The sequence below is a fragment of the Corynebacterium gottingense genome (assembly GCF_002285125.1).
Classification (GTDB): domain Bacteria; phylum Actinomycetota; class Actinomycetes; order Mycobacteriales; family Mycobacteriaceae; genus Corynebacterium; species Corynebacterium gottingense.
Map to the genome: position 1 here is coordinate 30,056 of NZ_NSGN01000012.1, position 19,053 is coordinate 49,108.

Genomic DNA, 19,053 nt, shown 5'->3' on the forward strand with positions numbered 1-19,053 from the left:
TTCTGATTCGCACCGCGCGTTGGAAGGGGGAGGCCCGTGTGGGCCTCCCCCTTTTTTGCTCTGCGGCCGCAGAGTGGCTGTAGGGCGAAGCGCTAAGTTCGGGGGCATGACGTTTGTCATGTGGCATTGATGACAAACGCTTCTACCAGCCAGGATGTGTTCCGGGCAGTGTGGAAGCCATGGAACACGTCATTGAAGTCAGCAACTTGCAACGCCGTTACGGTGAGTTCACCGCCGTCGACGGCATTAGCCTCCATGTCGCCCGCGGCGAGGTGTACGGCCTGTTGGGCACCAACGGCGCGGGCAAGACGTCCACGCTAGAAATCCTGGAGGGGCTCGCCGCACCGGGCGCGGGCGAGGTGCGCGTCTTGGGGATGGACCCGGTGGCGGATCGGGTACGCCTCCGCCCGCACACGGGCATCATGCTGCAGTCCGGTGGGCTGCCACGCGCACTTTCCGTGGAGGAAACGTTGACCATGTGGGCGGGCACGTGCACCGCCCCGCTGCCAATCGACGACGTGCTGGCAGACGTCCAGTTGACGCATAAACGTGAGGTGACAGTCGGGGCGCTGTCAGGCGGCGAGCAGCGGCGCCTTGACCTTGCCTGCGCGCTGCTGGGAAGTCCGGACGTGGTGTTCTTAGATGAGCCGACGACCGGACTCGACCCTGAGTCCCGCCGCCGCGTGTGGGAGCTGCTGCGCGGACTGAAGGACCGTGGGGTGACGATCGTGTTGACCACGCACTACCTCGAAGAGGCCGAGTTCCTCTGCGACCGCATCGCGATTATGCACGGCGGCCGCATCGAGGTCGAGGGCACGACCACGGAGTTAGCGAGCACGGTGCCCTCCACCATCGAGTTCGTACTGCACAGCACATCAGCCCCTGCGCTGCCAAACCTTCCCGGGGCGCTGGTGCACAGCACCGACATTTCCGAGGGCACGAAAGTATCGGTGCACACCTCCAGGCTGCAGGACGACGCCTCCGCAATCCTGCAGTGGGCGCGCGAGCGGAACCTCGTACTGGCTCAATTTGTAGCGCAGCCCGCGAACTTGGAACGAGTCTTCCACGGCGTCGCAGCAACGCAGCGTACCCACACCACCCGAAAGGACGAAGTAGCATGAGCACGACCACGATGAACCCCACGAACCACGCCGCGCGCAGGCTGCGGGCCCTCGGCCGCGCCGAGTGGCTGCAGTTCACCCGCAACCGGCTGCTTGTCTTCGCCGGCCTCGTTTTCCCGCTACTGTTGCCACTCTTCCTGTGGTTGGTCGGGGACCAGTCGGTGGGGTCGACCGCGGCGGCATCTGAAGTGTTCGTGTTGTTCGCGCTGAGCTTCGGCGTGTTCTATCCCGCGCTTTCCATGGCGGTGACCAGGCGCGACGAGGGAGTGCTCAAGCGTCTGCGCACGGGCGAGTCCCGCGACTGGGAGCTACTGACCGCCATTTGTCTCCCGCTTGCTGCGCTCACCCTCGTGCTGGCGGTCATCGTGGTAGTCGCGTTTTCGAGCATGTCCATGGTGCTGCCGATTGACCCGCCGGTACCCCACGTGTGGCCGAAAAACCCGTTGATCATGGTGATTGCGATGCTGCTCGGCGTTGCGGTCTCCCACGGGTTGGCCATGCTGACCAGTCGTTTTACCCAGAACGCGGAAGGCGCGCAGATCACGTCGATGCCGGTGCTGATGCTCGTGATTTTCTCGCAGACCGGTATACGTGAGTACCTTCCGGAGTCCCTTGCCAACGTCATCGACCGGACACCCTTTGCGCTGGCAAGCGACGTCTTTCGCGATGGTTGGGTCGGCGAAGGCTCGTTCGCTTCGCTGCTGGCAGGCGCGGCAACGCCGATGCTCCTGCTCGCGGTGTGGGCCGCGGTGCTGATCTCGGCGGGGTATCAGCGCATGCGCTGGGAAACGCACCGGGAGGCGTGAGACCACTGCTACGCTCGGAGCACACTATGACGCAAACACCGCCCCGCACCTCGGCGAAGCAACCAGAACCGAAGTACTCGTCGCGGTTCCTCACGCTCAACCGCTGGTCGCTCATCGGGATGCTGTGGCTGTTCGTCGGGACCTTTTCCTCGGTCATTGTGAAGCGCTCGGGGGCAACCCTCGCCGAGACGTTCGTTGGCGTGGGCATTGCGGTGCTGGCGAGTCTTGTCGGGACGGTGGTGCTGGAAACCAGGCCAGAGTTGCGTCTGGAGACGCGCGAGCACAGCAGCGGCTGGCTGCGGTGGGGGATGCTCGCCCACCTTATTGTCTTGGCGGTGTGCGCGGTGGTGCTCCTCTTTGGCCCGGCGGAGTGGAAGGCGGCCTCAGCGATCGCGGTCGGGGCTGCGTTCTTTAGCGTCCAGCTTGCTTTCCTGCCCTTCATAGCCAAGCAGCGGATGTGGACGACGCTTGCCCTCGCGTGTGCGCTCGCGAGCGTATTCCTGTTCGGCTCGGTGGAGATCGCCGCGATCGTTGTGGTGTACAGCATCGCGTGCGTGGTCATGGTCCCCTTCACCACGTGGTTTTCCCGCGCGATCATTGAAACGGAGCGCGCCCGCCGGCTGGAGTCGCAACTCGCCGCCGCGGAGGAGCGTCTGCGCATGTCGCAGGATCTCCACGACACCATGGGGCAGCATCTCGCGGCGCTGACGATCAAGTCGCAGCTTGCGCTCGCACTCGCCGAGCGCGATGACCCGCGCGTGCCCCAGGAACTGCGTGAGCTGCACCAGCTCACGCAGCGCGCAGCCGCCGATATGCGCAGCGTGGTGAACAACTACCGGACCCCGGACCTCGCCACCGAGCTCGAAAGCGCGAAGCAGGTGCTCGGCGGCGCCGGGGCCGAGGTTTCCATGGCCGGAACCAGCCACAACGTGCGCCCGGACCTGCGGGTGACCGCCGCGTGGTTCGTGCGCGAGACCACGACCAACATCTTGCGCCATTCCCAGGCCACGGCGGTGTCGATTGAGCTGCAGTCGGACGCGATCACTGTGGTGAATAACAATCCGCGCCCTGGAGAGGGGAGCGGTACGGGCCTGGAGGGGCTGCGTCGGCGGGCGGCGGCGCATGGGGCGTCGATAAGCGTCGAGCGAACAGCTGAATCCTTCCGCGTGCGACTGGAGGTGGGCGCATGATCAGGGTCGCGCTGATTGATGATGAGACGCTGGTGGCCGATTCCCTCGCCATGCTCATCGGCTTGGAGGAGGACATTGACGTGGTGCACGTCGCCTACTCGGGCGCGGGATTCCTCGAGTGGTGGCGATCGCTGCCCGCCGCCGCGCGCCCGGATGTAGTGGTCACCGACCTGCAGCTTGGGCAAGGTGGGGCGGATGGCATTGAGGTCGCCTCGCTTATCGACGCCCACGTGGTCGTCGTCACCAGCCACGCGCGGCCAAACGTTGTCCGGCGGGCCCTCGACTCCCAAGTGCTCGGCATCTTGCCCAAAACGGCCGCGGCCGGCGAGCTCGCTGCGGCGGTCCGTGCGGCGCACGCCGGCAAACGCTACATCGACCCGGAGCTGGCAGCCGCCACGATTGCTGCCGGGGAATCGCCGCTGACTGCGCGGGAGGCCGAGGTGCTCGAACTGGCGGGCCAGGGCGGGTCTATCGAGGCGATCGCCAGCGCAGCGCACCTGGCCACCGGCACCACGCGGAACTACATCTCTTCCGGCATCGCGAAGACCGGCGCGGAAAACCGCTTCGAGGCGTACACCATCGCCCGCGAACGCGGCTGGCTGTAGCGCCTACTGCGGCACGTTGCGCGAGGTCTTGTCCTTCGGGTCCACCACGGTGACGCCGTGGATGGAGCGGCCGATGACGAAGGAGCCGACGGAACCGATGATCCACACGCCGGCGATGGCCAGGATCGCGCGGATGAAGGCGTTGATGCTGAAGCCCTCGGTGGACCAGCTCATCAGCAGGTTCGCCACGATCAGCAGCGGGAAGGCGAGGCAGACAAGGGGGCCGAGCAGGTTCGCGCGGGTGAGCGCGTCGGGAGCGCGCAGCTGCAGGGAGGCGGTGGCCACCACGAAGATGGTGGAGATGATGACCAGGACAGCGACGATGATTTCGATGATGCTCATTAGCGGCGTCCTCTCGAGATGATGCGGGCCATGGAGATGGTGGGGATCACGCCGCAGACCAGGGCGGCCAGGACGGCGATCTCGTAGGTGATCATGCTCTGGTTGAACAGGGTCCACACCAGGTAGATGGCGATCATGGCGTAGAACACAAGGTCCGCCAGCACCGAGCGGGAGAGCTCGTCTGTGGTGACGATGATCTTGGCCAGGCCCGCGAGGAGGCTCAGCGCCATGATGACGATGCAGACGGTCATGATGGTCTGGAACATGGGTTAGTCCATCCTTTCTGCGGCGGGTAGTTGCTCGGCGTGCTCCTGGTCAAGGTCGGGGCCCAGGTGCTCATACGGCTTCCAGAGGACCTTGGAGGCGTCGAGAGGCGTGTCCTTGAGCGATGGTTTGAGGTGTTCCTCCATGTCGGCGAGGTCCTCGATGACACCGAGGGGGTCGTCGCCAAACGCGGCCTGCACGATGAGCAGGTCGCTCCCATCCTCAGACGCCGCGTGGCGGAACCCCAGCGAGAGCGTGCCCGGGGTGGCGGTGATGGACGTGGAGAACCAGAAGCGCTCCCAGTCGGTGTGCACCCGCATGGGGTAGAAGATCACGCAGGGGTGCAGGCCGGAGTCTGGTTTGAAGGCGGCGACGGTAGCGTCGATGCCCGCGGCGTAGATTTCCTTGATCAGCCAGGCGCCGTATCCGATCGCGTGGCCGACGCGTTTCAGTGCAGATTGCTGTGCCATGTTAGTGCTGGCCTCCCTGCAGCGAGTCGAGGTCGGGGATGCCGATCGGGTTGGTGCCCAGAACGGCGGTGGAGTAGGCGTCGACGTCCAGGAGGTCGTCGACAGCCGAGGTGGTGATGCCCCACAGCTGGCCCGCGCCGATGAACATCACCAGCGAGAGCACGATCAGCGCGAGCGACGGAAGCAGGAACTTCCAGCGCACGTTGAGCGCGTCCGGGTATTGCTGCATCGGGCGGCCCCAGAACACTTCCTTCCACACGCGCATCATGGACAGCAGCGCGCCGAAGGAGGCGATGATGATGGCGGCGATGACCACCCAGGTGCGCCAGTCGTGCGCGCTGGCGGCGGCCATCGTAATGGTCACCTTGCCAAACAAGCCCGAGAACGGCGGGAAGCCGACGATGGAGAAGGCACCGGCCGCGAAGACGGTCGCGGTGAAGGGGTCGCGCCGGGCCAGGCCGGAGAGCTTGCCGATCGCGCCGGTGCCGTAGGTCTCCTCGATCGCGCCCGCGTTGAGCACGAGCGAGGCGACGGTGATCATGTGGTGCAGCGTGTAGATCAGGCCGGCGGCCAGCGCGTAGCGCGCATCCGCACCCGCGCTGGTAAACGCCAGCATGATGAGGATGAACGGCATGCCGTTAACCATCTGGTAGGCCAGCACGCGGCGGATCGTGTGCTCGCCCAGGCCCGCGAAGCCGCCGATGAGCATGGAGATCACCATGACCACGATGATCAGGGTGTTCCAGCGCGGGTCCATGTCAAAGATGACGACCCAGATGCGGAAGAGCATGTACACGGCCACCTTGGTGTGCAGCCCCGAGAAGAGGCCCATCACCGCAGCGCTTGACGACGGATACGTCCTGGGCAGCCACGTGTGGACCGGGAAGACACCCGCCTTGGCGGCGATGGCGATGACCACCAGGCCCATCGCCACGGTGACCGGGCCGTTGCCGGCCGCGGCGCCGCGCAGGGCGGCGATGTTCACCGCGCCCGCGACGCCGTAGAGGTAGCCAACGCCCATCACGAGCATCGTGGAGGCGGCCAGGTTGACCAGCACGAAGGCGCGCGCGGAGAGCAGGCGGCTGCGCGTACCCGTCATGGCGATCAGGCCGTAGGAGGGCAGCAGCATGACCTCGATCATGACGAAGAAGTTGAACAGGTCGGCGGTGAGCAGCGCGCCGGAGACGCCGGTGACCAGCACGAGGGTGAGCGGCGTGTAGAACCGGGCCTGCGTCTCGCCCGCGGCGATGGCGAACCAGTTGGCGGTCAGCGCCACGATCATGGTGGTCACGATCATCACGGCCGAGAACTGGTCGGCGGCGAAGGAGATGCCCACGCCGCCTTGGTAGAGGCCGATGACGTGGGAGATCGTGCCGTGGGAGGCGGTGTAGGTGTAGAGCCACACGCCGAGGCCCAGGTTGATGGCTGGGATGAGGAGCGAGAGGGCGTCGTTAAGCGTCTTGCTCGGGCTCAGCGCGGTGACGGCCGCGACGATGAGGGGCAGGGCGACAAAGACGGGGAGGATCGCGTCGACTGACATCAGTTGTTTGCCTCCAGCTTCTTCGGGTTGAGGCGCGAGTTGCGGCCGGCGGTGGACAGGGCGGACGGGGAGAGCTGGTTCGGGTCGAACTGCTCGCCCTCGCGGGACTTGCCCACCGTCTTGGGCACGTCGAAGGTGTCATCGTTCTTGCCCAGCGACGCGAGCATGAGCATGATCGTCGTGGTGGCCATCGCGATGACGATGGCGGTGAGGACGAACGCCTGCGGCAACGGGTCAGAGAGGTTGTCGAACGCGGTGCGCGACGGGAACGCCTCGCCGCGCCAGGCGCCGACCCCCGTGGCCAGCAGGGTGAGGTTGGAGGCGTGGCCCAGCAGCGACATCCCGAAGACGACGCGAACCATGCCGCGCTGCATCACGAGGTAGACGGCGCCGGCCACGAGGACTGCGACAGAAAGTGCCATGACCATGGTTTATAGCTCCTTTGTCTGCATAGGCTTGGGGTTGTCGGCGGGGTTGAGCGGGGCCGGGTGTGCGTCCACCGCGTCCTCCGGCTCCTCCGGGGCTGGCACGTCCGGGAGCGGATTTTCCGGCTCGTCACGCGTGTAGTCCAGGTTGTCGCGCTCGGTGCCCGGGCGGAGGTAGCCGCCCAGCGCGTTGATGGCCTGGGTGACCATGCCGAGCACGGCGAGGTAGATGCCGAAGTCGAAGATCAGCGACGTCGTCATGTGCTCCCCGGCGATCTCGCCGTGGATGGCGTACATGAAGCCGCCCTCGAGGAAGCCGAGGAAGCCGGAGCTGATGGCGATGATGATGCCCCAGCCGGTCAGCGCGATCGGGGTGAACGGCTTGACCACCTCGGTGTCCGCGCCGCGCGACAGGTAGTTCAGACCGAACGCCGTGGCCAGCACCAGGGCGGCGACGAAGCCGCCGCCGGGCGCGGTGTGGCCGCGGAAGAAGATGAGCACGGACAAGACGACGAGGATCGGCACGACCAGGGCCGCGCCCTTGCGCACGGGCAGCGAGTTGAACTGCGACTGGCCGAACGGGCGCGGGCGGGTGCCCGCCTCGAACATGTGGCGCGGCATGGACTGGGTTACCGCGGCGATGACCACGGCGGCCATGCCCAGCACGGAGAGCTCGCCGAGGGTATCAAAGCCACGGAACTCCACGATGATCACCGCGACGATGTTGTCCGCCCCGGTGACCTCGCCGCCCTCGGTGAGGAACCAGAGCGCCAGGTCCGAGCGGTCGTGGCGGCCTAGCAGCCCGTAGACGCCAAAGAAGGCGACCACGCCGGCGATGACCGCGAAGATGGCGGCGAAGAGCTTGCGCCGGTTGTTGGTCTGCGGGAACATGCGCGGCTGGTAGCGCAGCACCACCATGATGACGATGACGGTGAGCGACTCCACCAGGAACTGGGTGAGCGCCACGTCGGGCGCGCCCAGCATGAGCATCTGCAGCGACATGCCCACGCCCGCAGTGCCCAGCAGGACCGCGGACGCGAGGCGGGAGCGGGTGAGCACCATGCCCACCACGGACAGGGCGATGATGGAGAACGGGATGAGGTCCCACCACACGTCGATGCCCTCGGCGCGCGGTGCGAGCGGCATGCCGTCGACGCCGTCGGTGCCCAGGAGGGTGGTCAGCCCCAGCAGGACCACCAGGATGAGGATGGGCAGCAGGTGGCGCGACGGGTTGAAGCCGTTGGCCATCTGCCCCAGGCCCTTGCCCACGGCGCCCAGCCCGGAGACGGTGGCGGCGAGGAGGTCGTTGCCGCTGGTGGGCAGCAGCTGCTTGTTCTCTACCGAGGCGAACATGCTGCGGCGGGCGAACGCGACGAGCGCGATGCCGACGACCAGCACGGCCATGGAGACGATGAACGGTGCGTTCACGCCGTGCCATAGCGCCAGGTGGGAGTGGTACTCGGTGTTGCCCGTGATCGTGTGGACCGCGGCGTCGAGCGGGCCGTCGACCCAACCGAGTAGGAAGGGCACGACGAGCGACATCGCGCCGGGCAGCGCGGCGGGCAGCCAGAGGCTGACGGGCGCTTCGTGGACACCGCTCATGTCCTTCGGGCCGTCGAAAAACGCCCCGAACACGATCTTGGCGGAGTAGATGAAGGTGAGCAGCGCGGCGAAACCGGCGATGAGCAGCAGCGCCATGCCGTACTCGGTGTCCTCGAACGCGGCGAGGATGGACTCCTTGGAGATGAAGCCGAACAGCGGCGGGATCGCGGCCATGGAGGCGGCCGCGATGACGGTGGAGGCGAAGGTGAACGGCATCTTGTCCCACAGCCTGCCCAGGCGGCGCATGTCGCGCGAGCCCGCCTCGTGGTCCACGACGCCGATGAGCATGAAGAGGGAGGACTTAAACAGCGCGTGCGCGAGCGTGTGCGTGAGCGCCGCGGCCAGTGCGATCGGGGTGCCCACGCCGATGGCGGCGACGATCCAGCCCAGGTGGGACACGGTCGAGTAGGCGGTCAGGTGCTTGAGGTCCGTCTTGGTGATGGCAAACAGCGCGCTCATGATCGCGGTGCCCAGGCCCACTACCAGCAGCAGCCAGTTCCACGCGGTGACGTCGGAAAAGATGGTGGAGAAGCGCAGCAGTAGGTAGATGCCGGCCTTCACCACGGCCGCTGCGTGCAGGAACGCGGAGACCGGCGTGGCCGCGGCCATCGCCTCCGGCAGCCAGAAGTGGAAGGGGAACTGCGCGGCCTTGGTAAAGCCGGAGACCGCCACCAGGATGGCAACGGTGGTGGTCAGGCCGGGGTTCTCGCGCCACACATCCGACGCGAGCACCTCCGTCAGGCGCGTGGTGCCAGTGCTTATCGACGCCACCGCCAACGCCGCCAGCAGCGTCAGCCCGCCAAAGAACGTGAGCATCAGCGTGCGGTAGGACCCGGCCTCGCCGCCGGACCCGGAGCGCGCGATGAGCAGGAAGGAGGCGATGGACACCAGCTCCCAGCCGATGAAGAGCACCACCGTGTCATTGGCCAGCACGAGCAGCAGGACCGAAAGCGTAAACGCGGTCATGATGGTGTAGAAGCTCGTGTTGCCGTCCCGCTTTGGCAGGTAGGCGGCCGAGTACGTCATCACGACCGTGCCGATGACCAGGGCGAGCAGCGCGAAGAAGATGCTCAACCCGTCGGCGCGCAGCGCAAACGACACGGCGCTGCCTTCCCCGAGGATGTCGCGGGCCCAAGTCACCTCCCACTCAAGGGGCTGCCCGTCGGCGACGCCCGGGAACTCTCGCCCAAGGACGACGGCGGCGGCCGCGAGGATCAGCGCGATCGGGTAACCGGCTTTGCGGTCCATCGCGCGCACGAGAATGGGTGACAGGATCACTGTCGCCGCAACTAATGCGAGCACGACAGGGAGCGTCATGGTGAACCCTCTCCAAAACATAGGTGGCCAATTCGTGTGCGCCTGCCACGGTGAGCCGATCCGGGCAGCGCACACGCGCGCAGAGCCACCCAGCCGTGGCGACAACACCTGAAACGGTACCAGGCAGTTTTGATGAACCTGCAACAGCGCTGAATCGCACCTTATTAATGGTGCTGCTGCGCGTGGGCGTCGAAAAGCGCTTCTCGGTGCGCCGTACCCAGTCACGCCAGTAACTCGGGTTACATTGAGTTGCATGAAATGGCGATTCTGTTGTGCCGTCCTTGTCCTCATCGTCGGCGTGTTCCTGCCCTTAAGCCCCGCGAGCACGTGGACCCGCTCTGGCGACGACGCCACCGGCGCCCCGGCCGTGGCGCCCGGGCAGGACGGGTTGGTGGAGGCTCGCAAGGCGGCCGGCGAGGCCAGCGCGCAGGCCGGCTTCCTCACGCAGGGCACCGGGCAGCTTGTCGACGGAGTGTCCCAACTCGACACCTCCTCGCAGGAATTGATCAACGCGATCGCCGCCGCCCAAACCGGCTCGCAGGAGCTGTCCAACGGCATGGTCCAGCTGCAGGCCGGCACCGGCCAACTGGCGGGCGGCGCCACCCAGGTCGCCGACGCCATCGGGGGAGTGGCCGACCAGGTCGCGGGCTTCGACGCGGTACGCGGACAGGTCGTGGCCACCATCGACCGCACCCTGGAGTCCACCAAGGATGCGAAGGACCCGGACGTGAAGGAGGCCCGGACAGCGCTCGAGGGGCTGCGCGGACAGGCGGAGACCGCCCAGCTGCCGCCCGAGATGCTGGGCCAGCTCGAGGAGTTGCGCAAGGGATCGCGCGACGTGGCCAACCAGCTCTCCGTGCCCGGGTACGCCTACCACGACGGCATCTACTCGGCCACCAACGGAGCCGCCGAGCTTGCCAACGGCTTGACCACGCTCAACGACCAAGCCTCCGGCGCCACCGACGGCGTGACGCAGCTGCAGGAGGGCGCGGCCAAGATCGACGACCTGGCCAACAAGACCTCTGACCAAATCGCCGCCGTCCGCAAGGCGATGCCGGCTGCGGCTGGTGCTGGTGGTGGTACTGGCTCTGGTGCCGGTGTTTCTGAGGCTCCGGCGCCGCGGTCCACGCTCGCACCGGTCGCGGCAATGCTGATCGCGGCGCTGGTCATGCTCGGCGGCACCGCCACGGGCGCGGCCGCGCGCCTCGCCCCGGCCCGCCGCTGGTGGATCCTCGGGCTCGGCAGCCTGTTCGTCGCCGTGGCCGGCGGCGCCCTCGTCGCAGTCCTGGGCAGCGGTCTTACCGCCGCGACCGCCGGGCTGCTCGCGCTCGGCCTGGTTGTCGGTGCGGCCGCGAGCGCCGGGCTTACCGACGTGCTGGGCGCTGCCCTCGGTACCCGTGTTGGCTTGCCCATCGCGGGCGTCCTCGCCGTGGCACAAGTCGGCCTGGTCGGCTGGCTGTGGCGGACCGCATCCACCGCACCGGTTGGCAAGGTCTGGGAGTACGCCGCGGGCGCCACCCCGATGCACTGGACGACGGCGAGCCTGTCTGCCGCCGGCAACGGGGGCTCCACCACGGCGCTGTGGGCCGGCATGTGCGCTGGTCTCGTCCTTGCTGCGGTGTCGTTCGTCGGCGCGAAGGGGCGCGGATAAGCAAAGGTGCATACCGTGTGTTACGCTTTGCTGGCTCATTCCAAGTAATAGGGGCTTGGAAATGAGTGGTCTCCTTTCGCCCCACTGGGGTGAAATGGGTTAGGGATGGGATGGACCCCGCCAGGACGCTTCGCGCGGCCGGCGGGGTCCTCTTTTTGCACGGCGAACGCTGGCGGTGGGGCTTGGCTGGATGCGGCTGTTGCCTGCCGGGGTGTGGGGGTCTGGTGTTATTCGGCTAGATGACGAGCGCAGGGTGACGAGGATGCGACCAAATGTCTGCGTGTTTGTCATCGTGTTCTCGTCAAACACGCCCCGGCCGAGCCCCAGCGGAGCCCAGGCCGGCCCCAGCCCCCACACACCGCAACCCCGCCAACAAGGCAAAACAAAAACCCCGCCCTGTTGGGCGGGGTTTCAGTACCGTCGGGATAACAGGATTTGAACCTGCGACCTCCTCGTCCCGAACGAGGCGCGCTACCAAGCTGCGCCATATCCCGGTTGTAACTGCTCTGCTGAGCGGTACCTGGGATACTTTAGCCCAGCGTCGCTGTTTGGCCAAAACGGCAGGTCAAGTGCCTACTCGGCTCGTTCGGTGATGCGCAGCAGCGCCGCCGATGGCGGGCAGAACAGTCGCACCGGCGCGTACTTGGAGGTGCCGAGCCCGTTGGAGACCTCCATCCACATCTTCCCGTAGCGGTGCAGGCCGGAGGCACGCTTGCGGTCGATGTCCGCATTCGTGACGATGGCGCGCTCGCCCGGCAAACAAATCTGCCCGCCGTGCGTGTGTCCGGCAAGCGCGAGGTCGTAGCCGTCTGTTTCGAATTGGTCGAGGACGCGTCGATAAGGCGCGTGCAACAGGCCGATCGACAGGTCCGCGTCCGCATTGGGTGCTCCCGCGATCTCCTCGTAACGGTCCAGGTCGTGGTGCGGGTCGTCCACACCGGCGAGCGCGAGCCGGAGGTCGCCGACCTTGAACTCGAGGCGGTGGTGGGTGGCGTCGCGCCAGCCGCGCTCGATGAACGCGGCGCGCATCCCCTCCCACGGCAGGTCCACGTACGACGGCTCGCGCTTCTGGTCCAGCAGGTACTTGAACGGGTTCACGGGCTTGGGCGCCCAGTAGTCGTTGGTGCCAAAGACGAACGCACCGGGGCGGTCGAGCAGCGGCCCGAGCGCGTCGAGGACCCACGGCACGCCGCGCAGGTCCGAGAGGTTGTCGCCGGTGTTGATCACCAGGTCGGGCTCGAGTGCGTCGAGGGAGGAGACGAACTCCACCTTGCGCTTCGCCCCCGGGATCATGTGCAGGTCCGCGATGTGGAGGACGTCGAAGGAGTCCTTCCCGCGCAGCGTGCCTGGCGCGAGCAGCGGCAGCTCGTATTCCTTGAGCTGGAAGTTGGTGGTCTGGCTCGCGCCGTACGCCAGCGCGCCCATGCCGGCCGCGCCGAGGCCGCCGATGGTCGTTGCGATAGTTTTCAGCTTGCTCACCCGCCCAACCTTAGTGTGCCCCCGCCGTCGTGGGGGTGCGTCGCGTATCGTTTGCCCTATGAGTGCATTGAAAGATCAGATCCGCGCAGACCTCAAGGAAGCCATGAAGGCGAAGGAGAAGGAGCGCACCGGCACGATCCGCATGCTGCTGGCCTCCATCCAGGCCGCGGAGACCGAGGGGTCTAAACACGAGGTCACCGACGAGGACATCCAGAAGATCATCGCCCGCGAGGTGAAGAAGCGCCGCGAGTCGGCGGAGATCTACTCGCAGAACGGCCGCGAGGATCTCGCGGAGTCCGAGCTCGCGGAGGCGGAGATTCTGCAGGGCTACCAGCCGAAGCAGCTGGATGATGCGGAGCTCAAGGAGCTTGTCGACGCCGCCGTGTCCGCCACCGGAGCCACCTCCATGGCCCAGATGGGCCAGGTAATGAAGGAGGCGACCGCCAAGGCCGCTGGCCGCGCCGACGGCAAGCGCATCTCCGAGGCGGTCAAGGCGCGCCTCTCCCAGTAAGCGCCGACCGCGCCTACTGCTGGCCGTTACCGCCGAGGATGTTGCCGATGTTGTCGGCGGCGTCGCCAAGCTGGCGGCCAATATCATCCAGGTTGACCGGTGCCTCCGGCGCCTGGGGCGCCGCCGGGCCCGACGGCGCGGGGGCGGAGGGGGCGGCCGGCGACGGGTTCGCCGGGGTCGCTGCGCCCGCACCGCCTGCACCTCCGGCGCCTGGGGCGCCGTCGGAGCCGCCCGAGCCATCAGAAGCGTTGATGGTGACCAAGCTGCCGGGGGCAAGGTTCGGATCCGCGGGGACGGCGGAGACGACGCTGTTGAACGGCGCGCCGCCTCCGGCGACCATGTTGACTGTCACCGTGTAGCCCAGGCCCTGGAGCCGGGCGCGCGCGGTGTTCGCGTCCAAGCCGACGACCTGATCAATCGGCCCGCGCCTCGTGCCCTTGTCAAAGGCGCCGCTGGCGGCCGGGATGCCGGCCGCTGCCGCGCCGGGCACGCCGTAGGCGGTTTGGAACCAGGTGCGGGCGGCCTCGTTGCCGCCGTATAGGTCGCCGTAGGAGCACTGGCGGACTGGGCCGGTGCACAGCGGGGTGGTCTGGGTGCCGTCATTGAAGATGTAGGTCGCCGCCGCCATCCCGCGGGTGAACCCGAGGAACGCGGAGGACTGGTGGGACTCGGTCGTGCCGGTCTTGGCGGCGACCGGGGCGTTCCACCCGGCCGCGGCGGCGGCGTCCTTCGCGGTGCCGTTCACGGCGTCGCCCGACATGCCCTGCGCCAGCGCATTCGCGATGTCGGGCTCGATCGCCTGCTCGCAGGCGGGGCGGTCGATGAAGACCTCCTGGCCGTGCTTGTCGCGCACGGACCTGATCGGGTTCGGCTCGCACCAGCGGCCGTTGGAGGCCAGCGAGGCGCCCACGTTGGACAGCTCCAGCGCGTTCACGGCGGTGGGGCCGAGGACGAAGGCGCCCATGTTCTCGTCCTTGGCGGCCTGGGCGACGGAGCGGTCGTCGCCAAACGAGCCCTCGTCCAGGTAGGAGCGGAGCCCCAGGCGCACGGCAATGTCCACGGTGCGCGCGACACCGACCTGCTGCACGAGCTGGATGAAGGTGGTGTTGGGGGACTGCGCGAGGGCGTCGCGAAGCGAAAGGCGCGGCTTGTAGGTGCCCGCGTTCTCCACGCAGTACGCGTCGGGCGGGCAGTTGGCGGCGCCGCCCTTGCCCATGCCGTAGACGACGGCGCGGGTGGGCGTCTCCAGCATGGTGTCCAGGCCGTAGCCCTGCTCCAGCGCGGCGGCGGCGGTGAAGATCTTGAACACGGAGCCGGCACCGTTGCCCACCAGGGAGGTCGGCTGCGGCATGATGGTCTGGCTCTGCTCCAGGTCCAGGCCGTAGTAGCGCGACGAGGCCATAGCCAGGATGTCACGGGAATCCGCGCCCGGCTTGATCACGTTGACCACCTCGGCCACGCCGTTGGTGTACGGGCTGACGTTGTTGCGCGCCGCCTGCACCGTGGACTCCTGCACCTGCGGGTCCAGGGTGGTGGTGATGGTGTAGGAACCGCGCTCAAGCTCCTCCAGGGGCAGGCCCTTGTCGGCAAGGTAGCGCAGCGCGTAGTCGCACATGAAGCCGCTGTCGCCCGCGGTGAGGCAGCCCTGGGGGAGGGTGCGCGGCGTATCCACGATGCCCAGCGGTTTGCCCGCCAGCACGTCGGCTTCGTGCTGGTCCAGGAAGCCCTGCGCGGCCATGTTGTTCAGCACCACGTTGCGGCGCTCGGTCGCCCCGTCCGGGTTGGTGTAGGGGTTGAGGTACTCCACGGACTGGAGCAGGCCGATGAGCAGCGCGGCCTGGTCCGGGGTGAGTTCCTTCGCCGAGGTGTCGAAGTAGGTGCGCGCGGCGGCCTCGATGCCAAACGCGTGGTTACCAAAGGAGACGAGGTTGAGGTAGCGCGTGAGGATCTCGTCCTTGCTCAGCGTTTTGTCTAGGTCCGAGGCCATGCGCATCTCGCGCAGCTTGCGGGGGATCGACTGCTCAGTCGCGGCCTGCGCCTCTTCGTCGTCCTTCGCGTCCACGAGCCAGAGGTAGTTCTTCACGTACTGCTGGTTAATCGTGGAGGCCCCCTGCTCCACGCCGCCGGCGAGCACGTTGGTGACCATCGCGCGGGCGAAGCCCTGCATGTCCACGCCCTCGTGCTGGTAGAAGCGGCGGTCTTCCGTGGAGACGAGCGCGTCCTTCGCGTGCTGGGCAATCTCCTCGCTGCCCACCTCGTAGCGGCGCTGGTTGTAGATCCATGCCATGGGTGTGCCGTTGACGTCCGTCACCGTGGTCACGCCGGGCACCTCGCCGCCCGACATGTCGGAGAGGTTTGACTGCATCGTCTCGTCGGTGCGGGCAATAGCCATGCCGCCGATGCCCGCGACGGGGGCCAGGCAGAGCGCGATAGCGACGCCGGCGGCGAGGAGCGCGGCGAGAAGTTTTCCTAAGGAACTCAGTGCAGACACGCCTTTACCTTAAATGATCGGCGTGCCGCGGGTGAATACATATCTCCCCCCAAAAATGTGACCCATTCGACAGGGGTGGGGGTGTGTGAATACACTTACAGGTGCAAAATGCATACAGCATTCCTGAAGCTTATTTGCCAGGTTGCGGGCCCGTGATCGGGAACCTGCAGCAAAGGAACGGTAGGCCGATGTGGGTGCCACACAGGCTTGGCGTAGTATAAATTGCGTCAAGGTGTGAATTATGCACGAACGCCCTCCCGAAAGGAGACCGCCATGACCACAACACTCGGACGCAACGACCTGCACGCCGGACTGCGCGCAGCCTCTACCACCGCGCGAAAGTGTGACGCAGACGGCAACCTCATGTTTGATCGCGGGGAATGGGTGACCAGGGCGCATTGCCGCAACGGCGATCCGGACGCGCTCTTCGTTCGCGGCGCCGAACAGCGCAAAGCCGCGGCCATCTGCCGCCGCTGCCCGGTGCAGATGGAATGCTGCGCGGACGCGCTGGACAACAAGGTGGAGTTCGGCGTCTGGGGTGGCCTCACCGAACGCCAGCGCCGCGCCGTGCTGCGCAAGAACCCCGATGTGACCGACTGGGCCGAGTACCTGTCCTCCGGGAAAGAAATCGTCGGCCTGTAGCGGCCATGCACGGTAGGGTGGTCGCATGAAGAAATGGGAATACGCCACCGTGCCGCTACTCACTCACGCAACTAAGCAGATCCTGGATACCTGGGGCGAGGACGGGTGGGAGCTCGTCTCCGTCACCCCGGGCCCCAACCCGGATAACGTCGTCGCGTACCTCAAGCGAGAGGTGGAGTAAGCCGTGGCTGCATCGTGGACCGCAACACTCGCCGAGCTTGGCATTGAGCTCCCGCAGGTCGCCGCGCCCGTCGCGGCGTACGTCCCCGCGAACCGCGTCGGCAACCAGGTCTGGACGTCGGGGCAGTTGCCGCTTATCGACGGCACACTGCCGGCCACCGGCAAAGTCGGCGCAGAGGTCAACGCGGAAGATGCCTACACGTACGCCCGCCAGGCCGCGCTGAACGCGCTCGCCGCCGTGGACGCGCTCGTGGGGCTGGACAATGTCACCCGCATCTCCAAGGTCGTCGGCTTCGTCGCCTCGGACCCGTCCTTCACCGGCCAGCCGGCCGTGATCAACGGCGCCTCCGACCTGATGAAGGAGGTCTTCGGCGAGGCCGGTGAGCACGCCCGTTCCGCGGTCGGCGTTGCTGTCCTGCCGCTGGACGCACCCGTCGAAGTTGAGCTCGTGGTTGAGGTTGCAGAGGGGGCGGAGGGGCGTCGATAAGCGCATGCCCCGTGCTGCGCTGATGGTGCAGGACGCGGTAGGGTTGGAGGCATGAAGCACCCCGCTTACAGTCAGTTGCGCCCTGTGACGACCTCCGCCGCTGTCGTATTGGCGCCCAACCCGAGCTATGCGGCGCTGGAAGGCACGAACTCGTGGGTCATCCGCGACCCGGAAGACGAGTACAGCATCGTGGTAGACCCGGGCCCGGCGGATGAAGGCCACCTCAACGTGCTGCAGGCTAAGGCAGACAAGGTCGCCCTCATCCTCATCACCCACCGCCACCACGACCACGCGGACGGTGCAGAGCGGTTCCGACAGCTCACCGGCGCGCCGATTCGTTCGTTCGACCCGCAGTACTGCCACAACGCGGAAGCGCTGCAGGATGGCGAGATCATTTCCATCGACGGCGTGACGCCGAAGCTGCAGGTCGCGCACACCCCCGGCCACACCCGGGACTCCGTCAGCTTCTTCGTCTACACCCACGAGGTGGAGGACGATCAGCTGGAGGGCATCATCACCGGCGACACCATCGCGGGGCGCCACACCACCATGATCTCCGAGACTGATGGTGATGTGGGCGAGTACCTGGACAGCCTGGAGATGCTGGAGGCTCGCGGCGAAAACATCATGCTGCTGCCGGGCCACGGCCCCGAGGGCGAGGATCTGTCCAAGTACGCGCGTAAGTACATTGACCGCCGCAACCAGCGCCTCGAGCAGATCCAGCAGGCGCTCAAGGAGCACGGCGAAGACGCGGACATTAACACCCTCGTCGACGCGATTTATGACGATGTTGATCCGGTGCTCCGCGGCGCCGCCGAGCAGTCCACCCGCGTGGGCCTGCGCTACCTGCGCAACCAGAAGTAACGCCCCCCGTACAACAACAACTGCCCCGGCAAGGTGCCGGGGCAGTGTTCGTATTTGGGGTGCTCGCGCGCTAGCGGGCGCGGCGAGCCAGGTGCTCGGTGTCCACGATGAGGACGGACTTGCCCTCCAGCTTGATCCAGCCGCGGTGCATAAACGTAGCGAGCGCCTTATTCACGGTCTCGCGGGAGGCGCCGACCAGCTGCGCGATCTCTTCCTGCGTGAGGTCGTGGTTGACGCGCAGCGCGCCGCCCTCCTGGGTGCCGAAGCGGTTGGCCAGCTGCAGCAGCGTCTTGGCCACGCGGCCGGGCACGTCGGTGAAGATGAGGTCTGCCAGCGAAGCGTTGGTGCGGCGCAGGCGGCGGGCCAGCACGCGCAGCAGCTGCTGGGAGATTTCCGGGTGGTCCGTGATCCACTGCTTGAGCATCTGCGAGTCCATCGTCGCCGCGGTCACCTCGGTGACGCAGACGGCGGAGGAGGTGCGCGGGCCCGGGTCAAAGATGGACAACTCACCGAACATGTCGGACGGGCCCATCACGGAGAGCAGATTCTCGCGTCCGTCGGGGGCGTGGCGAGCCAGCTTTACCTTGCCGTCTACGATGATGTAGAGCCGGTCGCCCGGTTCGCCCTCATCAAAAATGGTGGTACCGCGGGAGAACGTCAGCGTCTCCATCTCCTTGATCAGAGCGGCCACCGCGTCGGCGTCGACGCCCTGGAAAATGCCGGCCTTGGCCAGCGTGTCCTGAATGCCTTCCATTGAACCTCCTCGGAACGGCGGTGACTGTTATCCTCTGCGTGGTTTGGGTCACCTAAGTTTTATTTTTACGGCGTGGTCACAATGGCAGATGCTACCAGTTCATGTTGTGATGGGTACCATATCCCGGAAAAGTTTCCCTACCGGCAATTTTAGGTTCAGCAAACGTTCAGTCTGCAGCACTTGTGCGTGTTAATGGGCCTCAACTGATGCTGCTTCGAGGCGTTCCATGCCCAGGGTGAACAGGCCGAGGAAGAGGGGCAGGATCGCAACTAAAATTACCGTCATAGGGGCCATGGTACGTGTGCGATAGCA

General features: G+C 66.6%; 19 protein-coding genes and 1 tRNA gene. 10 read left to right on the plus strand and 10 right to left on the minus strand.

Annotated features, from left to right (window positions below; all coding sequences use genetic code 11):
- The first annotated feature begins 179 nt into the window (after positions 1-179).
- The 4 genes from CKJ82_RS10775 to CKJ82_RS10790 are packed head-to-tail and all read left to right on the plus strand — an operon-like array spanning position 180 to position 3,722.
- Positions 180-1,121, plus strand: coding sequence for an ABC transporter ATP-binding protein (locus CKJ82_RS10775; protein ID WP_095538144.1), 942 nt, complete (start codon positions 180-182; stop codon positions 1,119-1,121).
- Positions 1,118-1,927 carry an ABC transporter permease gene (locus tag CKJ82_RS10780; RefSeq protein ID WP_095538145.1) on the plus strand — a complete coding sequence of 270 codons (810 nt, stop codon included), beginning with the start codon at positions 1,118-1,120 and terminating at the stop codon, positions 1,925-1,927. Before CKJ82_RS10775 ends, CKJ82_RS10780 begins: the two co-directional genes overlap by 4 nt.
- 26 nt (positions 1,928-1,953) lie before the next feature.
- Entirely contained in the window at positions 1,954-3,117 is a 1,164-nt protein-coding gene (locus tag CKJ82_RS10785; RefSeq protein WP_095538146.1) for a sensor histidine kinase, read from the plus strand.
- Complete coding sequence (locus tag CKJ82_RS10790; protein WP_095538147.1) at positions 3,114-3,722, plus strand: response regulator transcription factor; 609 nt, start codon at positions 3,114-3,116, stop codon at positions 3,720-3,722. Before CKJ82_RS10785 ends, CKJ82_RS10790 begins: the two co-directional genes overlap by 4 nt.
- A gap of 3 nt (positions 3,723-3,725) precedes the next feature.
- On the opposite strand, the gene CKJ82_RS10795 is transcribed toward CKJ82_RS10790, so the two are convergent.
- The 6 genes from CKJ82_RS10795 to CKJ82_RS10820 are packed head-to-tail and all read right to left on the minus strand — an operon-like array spanning position 3,726 to position 9,682.
- Positions 3,726-4,064 carry a Na+/H+ antiporter subunit G gene (locus tag CKJ82_RS10795; RefSeq protein WP_095535922.1) on the minus strand — a complete coding sequence of 113 codons (339 nt, stop codon included), beginning with the start codon at positions 4,062-4,064 and terminating at the stop codon, positions 3,726-3,728.
- Complete coding sequence (locus CKJ82_RS10800; RefSeq protein ID WP_095535923.1) at positions 4,064-4,330, minus strand: cation:proton antiporter; 267 nt, start codon at positions 4,328-4,330, stop codon at positions 4,064-4,066. Before CKJ82_RS10800 ends, CKJ82_RS10795 begins: the two co-directional genes overlap by 1 nt.
- A gap of 3 nt (positions 4,331-4,333) precedes the next feature.
- Positions 4,334-4,798 carry a monovalent cation/H+ antiporter subunit E gene (locus CKJ82_RS10805; RefSeq protein ID WP_095538148.1) on the minus strand — a complete coding sequence of 155 codons (465 nt, stop codon included), beginning with the start codon at positions 4,796-4,798 and terminating at the stop codon, positions 4,334-4,336.
- Between the two features lies 1 nt (position 4,799).
- Entirely contained in the window at positions 4,800-6,338 is a 1,539-nt protein-coding gene (locus tag CKJ82_RS10810) for a monovalent cation/H+ antiporter subunit D family protein (protein WP_095538149.1), read from the minus strand.
- Positions 6,338-6,766: a cation:proton antiporter subunit C gene (locus tag CKJ82_RS10815; protein WP_095538150.1), complete on the minus strand. Its 429-nt coding sequence runs from the start codon at positions 6,764-6,766 to the stop codon at positions 6,338-6,340. The genes CKJ82_RS10810 and CKJ82_RS10815 overlap by 1 nt, the downstream gene beginning before the upstream one ends.
- A 3-nt stretch (positions 6,767-6,769) precedes the next feature.
- Positions 6,770-9,682 (minus strand): DUF4040 family protein, encoded by a 2,913-nt coding sequence (locus CKJ82_RS10820; RefSeq protein ID WP_095538151.1) that lies wholly within the window; start codon positions 9,680-9,682, stop codon positions 6,770-6,772.
- A gap of 253 nt (positions 9,683-9,935) precedes the next feature.
- Between CKJ82_RS10820 and CKJ82_RS10825 the strand changes: the two genes are divergently transcribed.
- The gene (locus CKJ82_RS10825) at positions 9,936-11,333 is read left to right on the plus strand and encodes a hypothetical protein (protein ID WP_095538152.1); all 1,398 of its coding nucleotides are present in this window, start codon (positions 9,936-9,938) and stop codon (positions 11,331-11,333) included.
- 420 nt (positions 11,334-11,753) lie between these two features.
- On the opposite strand, the gene CKJ82_RS10830 is transcribed toward CKJ82_RS10825, so the two are convergent.
- Both CKJ82_RS10830 and CKJ82_RS10835 read right to left on the minus strand, forming a co-directional pair.
- Positions 11,754-11,827: transfer RNA gene (locus tag CKJ82_RS10830), tRNA-Pro, on the minus strand.
- Between the two features lie 79 nt (positions 11,828-11,906).
- The gene (locus CKJ82_RS10835) at positions 11,907-12,758 is read right to left on the minus strand and encodes a metallophosphoesterase (RefSeq protein ID WP_240510766.1); all 852 of its coding nucleotides are present in this window, start codon (positions 12,756-12,758) and stop codon (positions 11,907-11,909) included.
- 112 nt (positions 12,759-12,870) lie between these two features.
- Between CKJ82_RS10835 and CKJ82_RS10840 the strand changes: the two genes are divergently transcribed.
- Entirely contained in the window at positions 12,871-13,323 is a 453-nt protein-coding gene (locus CKJ82_RS10840) for a GatB/YqeY domain-containing protein (RefSeq protein WP_095538153.1), read from the plus strand.
- A gap of 13 nt (positions 13,324-13,336) precedes the next feature.
- On the opposite strand, the gene CKJ82_RS10845 is transcribed toward CKJ82_RS10840, so the two are convergent.
- Positions 13,337-15,814 carry a transglycosylase domain-containing protein gene (locus tag CKJ82_RS10845; RefSeq protein ID WP_095538154.1) on the minus strand — a complete coding sequence of 826 codons (2,478 nt, stop codon included), beginning with the start codon at positions 15,812-15,814 and terminating at the stop codon, positions 13,337-13,339.
- Positions 15,815-16,177: 363 nt separating this feature from the next.
- Between CKJ82_RS10845 and CKJ82_RS10850 the strand changes: the two genes are divergently transcribed.
- The 4 genes from CKJ82_RS10850 to CKJ82_RS10865 are packed head-to-tail and all read left to right on the plus strand — an operon-like array spanning position 16,178 to position 17,987.
- A complete protein-coding gene (locus CKJ82_RS10850) occupies positions 16,178-16,456 on the plus strand; it encodes a WhiB family transcriptional regulator (protein WP_095538177.1) in 279 nt (92 codons plus the stop codon).
- Positions 16,457-16,481: 25 nt separating this feature from the next.
- Entirely contained in the window at positions 16,482-16,637 is a 156-nt protein-coding gene (locus CKJ82_RS10855; RefSeq protein ID WP_095066741.1) for a Sp36 family protein, read from the plus strand.
- A gap of 3 nt (positions 16,638-16,640) precedes the next feature.
- A complete protein-coding gene (locus tag CKJ82_RS10860) occupies positions 16,641-17,123 on the plus strand; it encodes a RidA family protein (protein WP_095538155.1) in 483 nt (160 codons plus the stop codon).
- A 51-nt stretch (positions 17,124-17,174) separates the two neighbouring features.
- Positions 17,175-17,987, plus strand: coding sequence for an MBL fold metallo-hydrolase (locus tag CKJ82_RS10865; RefSeq protein WP_095538156.1), 813 nt, complete (start codon positions 17,175-17,177; stop codon positions 17,985-17,987).
- A gap of 70 nt (positions 17,988-18,057) precedes the next feature.
- On the opposite strand, the gene glxR is transcribed toward CKJ82_RS10865, so the two are convergent.
- A complete protein-coding gene (gene glxR, locus CKJ82_RS10870) occupies positions 18,058-18,741 on the minus strand; it encodes a CRP-like cAMP-activated global transcriptional regulator GlxR (RefSeq protein WP_095535934.1) in 684 nt (227 codons plus the stop codon).
- Positions 18,742-19,053: the final 312 nt, after the last annotated feature.

What these genes read in the sequence shown, in the direction of transcription:
- CKJ82_RS10775 (WP_095538144.1), top strand. Translation starts at nt 180, where the DNA reads ATGGAACACGTCATTGAAGTCAGCAACTTGCAACGCCGTTACGGTGAG.
- CKJ82_RS10780 (WP_095538145.1), top strand. Translation starts at nt 1,118, where the DNA reads ATGAGCACGACCACGATGAACCCCACGAACCACGCCGCGCGCAGGCTG.
- CKJ82_RS10785 (WP_095538146.1), top strand. Translation starts at nt 1,954, where the DNA reads ATGACGCAAACACCGCCCCGCACCTCGGCGAAGCAACCAGAACCGAAG.
- CKJ82_RS10790 (WP_095538147.1), top strand. Translation starts at nt 3,114, where the DNA reads ATGATCAGGGTCGCGCTGATTGATGATGAGACGCTGGTGGCCGATTCC.
- CKJ82_RS10795 (WP_095535922.1), bottom strand. Translation starts at nt 4,064, where the DNA reads ATGAGCATCATCGAAATCATCGTCGCTGTCCTGGTCATCATCTCCACC.
- CKJ82_RS10800 (WP_095535923.1), bottom strand. Translation starts at nt 4,330, where the DNA reads ATGTTCCAGACCATCATGACCGTCTGCATCGTCATCATGGCGCTGAGC.
- CKJ82_RS10805 (WP_095538148.1), bottom strand. Translation starts at nt 4,798, where the DNA reads ATGGCACAGCAATCTGCACTGAAACGCGTCGGCCACGCGATCGGATAC.
- CKJ82_RS10810 (WP_095538149.1), bottom strand. Translation starts at nt 6,338, where the DNA reads ATGTCAGTCGACGCGATCCTCCCCGTCTTTGTCGCCCTGCCCCTCATC.
- CKJ82_RS10815 (WP_095538150.1), bottom strand. Translation starts at nt 6,766, where the DNA reads ATGGTCATGGCACTTTCTGTCGCAGTCCTCGTGGCCGGCGCCGTCTAC.
- CKJ82_RS10820 (WP_095538151.1), bottom strand. Translation starts at nt 9,682, where the DNA reads ATGACGCTCCCTGTCGTGCTCGCATTAGTTGCGGCGACAGTGATCCTG.
- CKJ82_RS10825 (WP_095538152.1), top strand. Translation starts at nt 9,936, where the DNA reads ATGAAATGGCGATTCTGTTGTGCCGTCCTTGTCCTCATCGTCGGCGTG.
- CKJ82_RS10835 (WP_240510766.1), bottom strand. Translation starts at nt 12,758, where the DNA reads ATGGGCGCGCTGGCGTACGGCGCGAGCCAGACCACCAACTTCCAGCTC.
- CKJ82_RS10840 (WP_095538153.1), top strand. Translation starts at nt 12,871, where the DNA reads ATGAGTGCATTGAAAGATCAGATCCGCGCAGACCTCAAGGAAGCCATG.
- CKJ82_RS10850 (WP_095538177.1), top strand. Translation starts at nt 16,178, where the DNA reads ATGTTTGATCGCGGGGAATGGGTGACCAGGGCGCATTGCCGCAACGGC.
- CKJ82_RS10855 (WP_095066741.1), top strand. Translation starts at nt 16,482, where the DNA reads ATGAAGAAATGGGAATACGCCACCGTGCCGCTACTCACTCACGCAACT.
- CKJ82_RS10865 (WP_095538156.1), top strand. Translation starts at nt 17,175, where the DNA reads ATGAAGCACCCCGCTTACAGTCAGTTGCGCCCTGTGACGACCTCCGCC.
- glxR (WP_095535934.1), bottom strand. Translation starts at nt 18,741, where the DNA reads ATGGAAGGCATTCAGGACACGCTGGCCAAGGCCGGCATTTTCCAGGGC.